The organism is Streptomyces sp. NPDC002701 (genome assembly GCF_042889045.1).
Classification (GTDB): domain Bacteria; phylum Actinomycetota; class Actinomycetes; order Streptomycetales; family Streptomycetaceae; genus Streptomyces.
Genome location: NZ_JBIAQL010000060.1, coordinates 1 through 6,752, shown reverse-complemented (window position 1 = coordinate 6,752; position 6,752 = coordinate 1). Strand labels below are relative to the sequence as shown.

General features: G+C 66.8%; 7 protein-coding genes. All 7 read left to right on the top strand.

Features of this window, described 5'->3' with window-relative positions; genetic code table 11:
• Positions 1 to 518: 518 nt before the first annotated feature.
• Complete coding sequence (locus ACFYXC_RS41670; RefSeq protein ID WP_389558360.1) at positions 519 to 875, top strand: DEAD/DEAH box helicase family protein; 357 nt, start codon at positions 519 to 521, stop codon at positions 873 to 875.
• Between the two features lie 62 nt (positions 876 to 937).
• Positions 938 to 1,120 carry a hypothetical protein gene (locus ACFYXC_RS41665; protein WP_389558358.1) on the top strand — a complete coding sequence of 61 codons (183 nt, stop codon included), beginning with the start codon at positions 938 to 940 and terminating at the stop codon, positions 1,118 to 1,120.
• A 54-nt stretch (positions 1,121 to 1,174) separates the two neighbouring features.
• A complete protein-coding gene (locus ACFYXC_RS41660; protein WP_389558357.1) occupies positions 1,175 to 2,293 on the top strand; it encodes a hypothetical protein in 1,119 nt (372 codons plus the stop codon).
• Positions 2,294 to 2,393: 100 nt separating this feature from the next.
• Positions 2,394 to 2,795 carry a hypothetical protein gene (locus ACFYXC_RS41655; RefSeq protein ID WP_389558355.1) on the top strand — a complete coding sequence of 134 codons (402 nt, stop codon included), beginning with the start codon at positions 2,394 to 2,396 and terminating at the stop codon, positions 2,793 to 2,795.
• Positions 2,796 to 3,678: 883 nt separating this feature from the next.
• Positions 3,679 to 4,134 (top strand): helicase associated domain-containing protein, encoded by a 456-nt coding sequence (locus ACFYXC_RS41650; RefSeq protein ID WP_389558353.1) that lies wholly within the window; start codon positions 3,679 to 3,681, stop codon positions 4,132 to 4,134.
• Positions 4,134 to 4,667, top strand: a complete 534-nt coding sequence (locus ACFYXC_RS41645; RefSeq protein ID WP_389558351.1) for a hypothetical protein — start codon at positions 4,134 to 4,136, stop codon at positions 4,665 to 4,667. The genes ACFYXC_RS41650 and ACFYXC_RS41645 overlap by 1 nt, the downstream gene beginning before the upstream one ends.
• Positions 4,668 to 4,876: 209 nt before the next feature.
• Positions 4,877 to 5,353, top strand: a complete 477-nt coding sequence (locus ACFYXC_RS41640; RefSeq protein WP_389558349.1) for an ATP-binding protein — start codon at positions 4,877 to 4,879, stop codon at positions 5,351 to 5,353.
• The last annotated feature ends 1,399 nt before the right edge of the window (positions 5,354 to 6,752 follow it).

The window sequence follows — 6,752 nt, the reverse complement described above, 5'->3', positions numbered from 1 at the left end:
GCGCGCGGTCTGCTCCGCAGACACGACGCGACGCCGCTACGCGGCGTTACCGTGGCTACGCCACGGAGCATTCCACTCCGTGGAATGCGGCGGAACTCCGTCCCGCCTTCCCGGACCGCTCCGCGATCCGGGAAGGGATCAGGCTACGCCTGATCCTCACCCTGTACGTTCCTGCTCCGCAGTCCCATACAGGGTGCTGCCACGCGCTCCGCACGCGGCAGAAAAGCGCTGGCTAGTGGGAAGGGGGGTGGCTGGGCGCATGTCGAGTGCGGGCCGGATCCCGTCAGGTCCGGTTACGGCCGGACGACTCTCGGACACTTCTGAACAGACGGGAGTGCGTCACTTTTGATCCCAGCTTGCTTCTGGGATGATGACCTAATACCTCCCCTCCCGCAGGACGGTGGAAAGACACCGTTCCATGAGAGTCGAGAAATTCGTCACCTTGGAGCCGGGATGGAATCTGGGTTAAGTCAAGACCCCATCCCCGAACACCGAGAATACCAGATCCTGTGACTCAGATGGAATTACGTCCGCATCAAGCTGAGGCAGTCGATAACGTCGTTCGTATTCTTGGTGTTCCGCCCGGTGGCCGTATGCCTCCCGAGGGGTTGAGGACCCAGGTAATTGCCGCTACAGGTTCCGGTAAAACCCTGATTGGCGCTGAGTCGGCGCAGCGGTTGTCGGTTCGGCGTGTGCTGGTGTTGGTGCCGACGTTGGATCTGCTGACGCAGATGGCGCTGGGCGCTCCCGAGAGCTGGTTGTGCTGCGGGTGCTGGAACGGCCGGCCCCCTACCACCCGGTGGCGGATCGAATCTCCCGCCGAGGACTTTCGGCGTACGCCGAAACCGATTGTCGCCGGAACGCGGCCCGGGTGAGTCTTCTCGGCAGGCCCGGCCCACCCGGCCGGACCACCACCGACAGAGACGGGGAACTCACCATGCGTACCTCGCGTTCACTGCGGTTGCTCGGCGCGGCGGCTGGCGGCCTGTCGCCCATGGCACCGGACGTGGCCCACCCGGCCGCCGTGGGCCACGACACCGGCGACAATCCTGACGGGCGGATGTCCCGCGCTGCGCCGGTGTGCGGCGGCAACGTCCTCGACCGTACGAAGCGGTACTGAGCCATGTTCCGATGGAGCAGATGGCGTTCCGTAGCAGTGCTGTGTGCTGTGGTCATGGCCGTGATGACCGCCCTGCTCAGCCCTTCGGCCACCGCGGCAACGAACGCGGCGACGGACGCGGCGTCGTCCGCGCCAGGTGACGCGGCCGGTGTCACCGTGCCGGCCGGTGTGACGGCGGGAGTCGCCGTCTTCGACCGGCAGACTGGCACCTTCACCGAGCAGCTGAACCCGAACATGCAGTTCCGGTCGGCCTCCGTGGTCAAACTGCTGATCGCGCTGGACTACCTCTGGAACCGCGGCCCGGACTACCAGATCCCGTCCGGTGACCAGGCCAAGTGGAACTCCATGCTGCGCAGCAGCGACGACGACGCGGCCAGCGAATTCTGGGTGCGCAACGGCGGGGGCTCGATCGTCACCCGGATGGCCCGTGAGCTGTCCCTCTCCAGCAACACGACCCCGCCGCCGGCCAACCAGGACGGCATGTGGGGCTACACAGCCTTGACGGCCGCGGACACGGTGAAGATCTACCGTTACCTGCTGGACACGGTGCCCGCCCGTGTCCGCGAACTGATCATGGGCAATCTGAAGCAGTCCACACGTTGCTCCGCCACCGACCACTTCGACCAGCACTTCGGTATCGCGGGCGCCTTCAACAAGCCGTGGGCCGTGAAACAGGGCTGGTCGGGTTTCGGCGATATCGAGCAAGGTACGTGCCGCCCCGCCACGTCGGCCCTCAACGGCAAGGGGGCGTCCGTCGACCTGACGAAGCCGGCGCTGCACACGACCGGGACGGTGGGTTCCGGTGACCGCTCCATCGTGGTCGTGTACACCCTGCACGACGTCGGCACCTCGTACGGCAAGGCGTACACCGACCTGGGCAGGCTGACCCGTTCGCTGAACGTTCCCGGTGGCGTACGACCGGCGGGCACGTGGTTCGGCACCTGGAGCTCCGGTGTCAACGTCCGCCCCGAGCCCAACACCACCCGCGACCCGCTGCTCCAGCTCCCCGCCGGGGTCGAGGTGCTGGTCAGCTGCCAGACGCGGGGGGAGACTGTCTCGGTCCCGCCCTACACCAACGAGTGGTGGGCCTACCTGCCTCAGTACGGGGGCTATGTCAGCAACATCTACATGAGCAGTCCGGACAACCAACTGCCCGGCGTCGCGCAGTGCTGAGCAGTGCATCACGGTGCTGCGAAGGGCCTGCGGGAAGAGCCGGGCAGGCACCCGGCGCCTTTCGGTCGAACTCGAGAACCAGTGAGAAAAGGACAGGTGGATGACCAGGACCAGGAAGTATCTCTCCCTTTGGATGGCAGCCCTCGCCCTGACGGCGGGCGGTGTGATCGCCGCCCCTTCGGCCAGTGCCGCTGCCAGCGCCGAGTGCGGAGTTCGGGCAAGCGACGGCCGGCTGTGGTGCGGGAACGGAGCCCCCGCCATTCTGCGCTTGGGCGCCTACCACGAAGCGGACATAACGGGGCAGCTCTATTCCAACTTCAGCTGGTTCGACTGCTGGACCTACGGTGGACTGCACGGCGGCGGCAACACCACCTGGTACCACACCAAGGGTGACTGGACCGCTCCTGGCTACGACGGGTGGGGCTACGTCCCGGCGGACTGGGTCCACACACCGTCCTCGTTCGACGCCGATCCGAGCACACGCGGTCTGCGGCACTGCTGAAAGCAGCACTGCCCAGAGCGGCACTGCCGAGCTTGCCGGACCACTCTTTGATGTCGTCGGTCTCGTCCACGAGACCGGCGGCATCGTCGTCGTGGCCTCCCATGTCGGAGCCCTTCGGGCGCACGACGCGGAGACGATCGAGGCCCTCGCGGATCCACGTCTGCGCAACAGCCGACCCGCTGTCGACGGCGACGGCGAGGACGAGGACGATCTGCTGGACGGTGAGGAGCACGACCAGGACGACGTCGACCCCAAGGCGGCGCGGGTCTCGGAGCGGGCTGCGGGGGTGCTGCGGTCCAGCGAGGAACGCGACCCCGCCGCGCTGACGCGGTCCGTGCAGCTGCGCGTCATCGACCCCGAAGGCGCCTACTGGCTGCGCGGCATCGAGGCCGCGCCGCCACCCGATGGCTGCGCGAGAGCGGCAGCAGCGAGCTGTGGGTGCCGTTCACGTACGTCACCCCGGACGACTGGGGAGCTGTCGGCCCGCACCCGCTCGGGGTGTAGGTGGCAGATCAGCGCCGGTACTACACCGCCGGAACGCTGGAAGCCTCACGGGTCGCGGAGCTGGAAAAGCTGGGCATGGTGTGGTCGGTGCACGCCTCCGCATGGGACGCCGGCCTCGACGTCGCCCACTCCTACGCCGCCGTGCACAGGCACTTCCTCCCGCCGCGACGGTGGTGTGGGACGGGTTCCCGCTCGGGCATGGGTCAAGAACCAGCGCGCCGCGGCCCGGAAGGCAGCGGAGAACGCCGCACGGCGCGCAGCCGGGGAAACGGGCATCCCGTACGCCGGAGAGCTCTCAGAAACCCGCCAGGACGCGCTCGCGGAGGTTGATCCCGGGTGGTGTCCGGCGTGGGAGATCGGATGGCAACGTGCGTATCGGTTGACGCTCGCCCACGCGAAGGTCGGCGGCGCCCTCCCGGCCGCGGCGGGCGAACTGGTCGTCCAAGGCGAAGACCTCGGAACCTGGATCACCACGCAACGGGCGGGGTGGGACCGGCTGATGCCTGCGCAGCAGTACCTGCTGGAGACGCTCGGCATCGAACCACCCGCAGACGGCGAGGTCGTGGTGCCTGTACGGCGCTCCCAGGATGAATGGTGGGCGGTCAACCTTGCCGCCGCCCGCCAGTTCCACGCCCGCCAAGGACACCTACGCCCCGCCCGCAAACACGTCGAAATGATCGACGTGGGCGGTGGTGGGGAGGGTGAGCAGGAGGCCGTGAAGCTGGGGACGTGGCTCGATAACACCCGCAAGCGGGTCGGGAAGCTGAGTGCGGAGCGGCGTGCGCAGTTGGCCGGTCTCGGGCTGGAGTGGGCGGTGTGGGAGGGGAGCGCGTGATGTGGAGTGCGAAGGATGTGGCCCGGGCTACGGTTCGGCGCCAGGGTGAAAGGCTGAGTGCAGCGCAGGTGGCGGGCAAGGTCGCGGAAGCCGAGCGCCGTGAGCGCGAGGCCCGGCGGCAGTTGGACGTGCCCGTCGTCGACCGTGGCCCCTACGACGATGACCCGGAAGACCTCGCCGACCAGTGGATGGCACGGCATACGGAATGGCGGCGCGTGGCCGCTGTGATGGACGACCGGGGCTGGCCCTGCTACAGCCCGGAGCAGGATGTCCAGGGCAGTATGTGGGCGCGGGAGCGCGACGCGCAGCGGGAGCGTGCGCTGGCCCGTCGTGCGGCCTGGCAGAAGGGGCGGCAGGAAGCGTGTGATGAGCTGACGGCGCAGGTGTGGCTGTCTGCCGAGGTGAGTCGTCGGCTGCGGGCGATCGCTGTTCGCACCGGCCTCGAGCCGGAGCAGATTCTCGCCCAGCTCGCCGACCGGGTCCGCATCGACGACGACGGTGCCCTGACGGTCGATGCTTTCACCCCGCGCTGACCGGTGGTGCTGCATGAGAGGAAGGGCGATGTCCTGCATCCGTGTTTCAGACTGCGGATGCAGGACAGTGCTGTCATGAGTCGCCTGACGGCGCGGCTCTGCTGGTTGGGGCATTTCGTCACCGGATGTGCGGCGGTCGTGCCAGGGTCTGTGCTGACGTTTCGCGAGGATGAGAACCGGAGAGACGGCGGGCTTGGAGGCACAGTCCTATGGACGCTGTTGGGCAGAATGCGGGCCGGGACCTGTTCGTCGATCGTCGGATAGCGGTGTCCGCCGTGTTCGAGGGCAGTGCGGACATGGCCGAGGCTCGTGACATGGCCCGGGACTTCCTTGCGTCGTTGCAGGCCGTGCATGGATTGCCGGTGTCGGAGCGGGCGATGGACACGGTACGGCTGGTGGTGTCCGAGCTGGTCACGAACGCCCGCAAGTACGCGCCCGGACCGTGCCTGATGAGCCTGGAGGCCGTCCGGGGGATGGTCGAGGTGCGCGTGTGGGACAGCAGCACCACGCTGCCGTCGGTGCAGGCCCCCGACCCGAACCGGATCGGCCAGCACGGTCTGGAGATCGTGATGGCGCTGTGCCAGAGCTTCACCATCCAGCGGGAACCGGTGGGCAAGCAGATCACCGCGGCCATTGTGCTCGCCGACGACCCCGGCGGCCACGCCGCCGGCCGCCAGGCCATGTGACGTCCAACAGCGCAGCACAGGACGTCGGTGTCTTTGACCCGGGCCAACGGGTGGGCTGGCCGGAGGTCTGCCCGTCGCACCTGGCCGCCGGCCGCTGCCGCTGCCGCTGCCGCTGCTTCTGTCTAAGACCGTGTCCTACGTCGCGCCCACTTCCATCCCAATGCGTGTGTCCGAGCGCGCCGCACGGAGAGGAACTCGCCGACGACAAGTCAGCATGCCGCTTGGGGAGGATGGCTGACGAGCAGCACCCTGAGGCCCAGCCTCTTACGTCTCGTTCGGCGAAGGTCGGCGCGCGATCAAGTTTGTAGCGCTGAATGCGCACAAGTTGCCCGGTTGGAGGGCGGAATCAGCGACCATGGCGGTAGAGGTGTTGCTGAGACAGTGCCCATCGAGGGCGCCATGGTAAGGAGTTGCCGTGCCAAACTTGATTAGACGTCAGGACATCACCGTTGAGGTCGACTTCGGCGGCTGGGCATTACAGGACTGGGATGATACGCAAGTGCCTGTCGCCTTCCCAGGGGGGTTCGAGCGAGGTCCCTTTCTCTTTGCCCGGGATGGCCGCTTGGACTTCACCAGTGCCGGGCACACACATTCTGCCAGCCTCAGCGTTGAGGTCTGGGACGCCGAGCCAGCTATCCCTCCCGGCAACTGGGAAGAGATCGCTGGGGCTAATATCTATTGCTCATCGGGGAAGCTGCGGGCTCGGAGCGTAGCTGGCGGGCCCATGCCCGGCAGCATCGAGTTGTCGGACGGGCCAGGCGCGTGGAGTGTGCGCGTGGTGAGCGCCGGACGTTGTCAGATTGCTGAGCTGGCTGCTCATGGCGTGCCAGAGCGCGTGGAACGGTACACAACACAGTTCTGGCCTGAGACATAGCCCGCGTGGTGCGGGCCGGACGCGTTCTTGCCCGGCCCGCACCATGTCGCACTATGCACATTGGAATGTCAGATTATTTTCACGAGGAATCCGTCGTCGGGGCCGTCCACCAGCCTGTTCAGGTCATAAAACTGGCCGAGGAGAATGCCAGCAGCTGAGTTACTTTCGCCGTCGAGGGCCGACACGCTGAAGTTTCTGGGTTCCTGCAAGGGATCGTAGTCTGAGGCAGCACTCCCCTGATACGTCGTTGCGAAGGGAAACTCATCACACTGCTTTCCTCCCTCCGTGTAGGTAACTCCGAAATGACTAACGCAATTCCAGACAGCTCGGCTTCTATTTTTTTGCCTGCGTTCGGTGTCGTGGTAGAGGCGGGTGAGGGGGTCGTCTGCTACCTGGCCGGCCAGCTTCTTAGTCGATAGCGACGGCACAGTGAGCGACTCTGTCGGGGATCTTGAGATTCCCGGGACGGCGCCGTCGGTGGTTCAGGACACTTCGGATGGTTCGTGTAGTCCTGGCTTCCCGAGG

Bases quoted from the DNA above. Each gene is read 5' to 3' on its own strand.
- ACFYXC_RS41670 (WP_389558360.1), top strand. From the start codon at position 519: ATGGAATTACGTCCGCATCAAGCTGAGGCAGTCGATAACGTCGTTCGT.
- ACFYXC_RS41665 (WP_389558358.1), top strand. From the start codon at position 938: ATGCGTACCTCGCGTTCACTGCGGTTGCTCGGCGCGGCGGCTGGCGGC.
- ACFYXC_RS41645 (WP_389558351.1), top strand. From the start codon at position 4,134: ATGTGGAGTGCGAAGGATGTGGCCCGGGCTACGGTTCGGCGCCAGGGT.
- ACFYXC_RS41655 (WP_389558355.1), top strand. From the start codon at position 2,394: ATGACCAGGACCAGGAAGTATCTCTCCCTTTGGATGGCAGCCCTCGCC.
- ACFYXC_RS41660 (WP_389558357.1), top strand. From the start codon at position 1,175: ATGGCCGTGATGACCGCCCTGCTCAGCCCTTCGGCCACCGCGGCAACG.
- ACFYXC_RS41640 (WP_389558349.1), top strand. From the start codon at position 4,877: ATGGACGCTGTTGGGCAGAATGCGGGCCGGGACCTGTTCGTCGATCGT.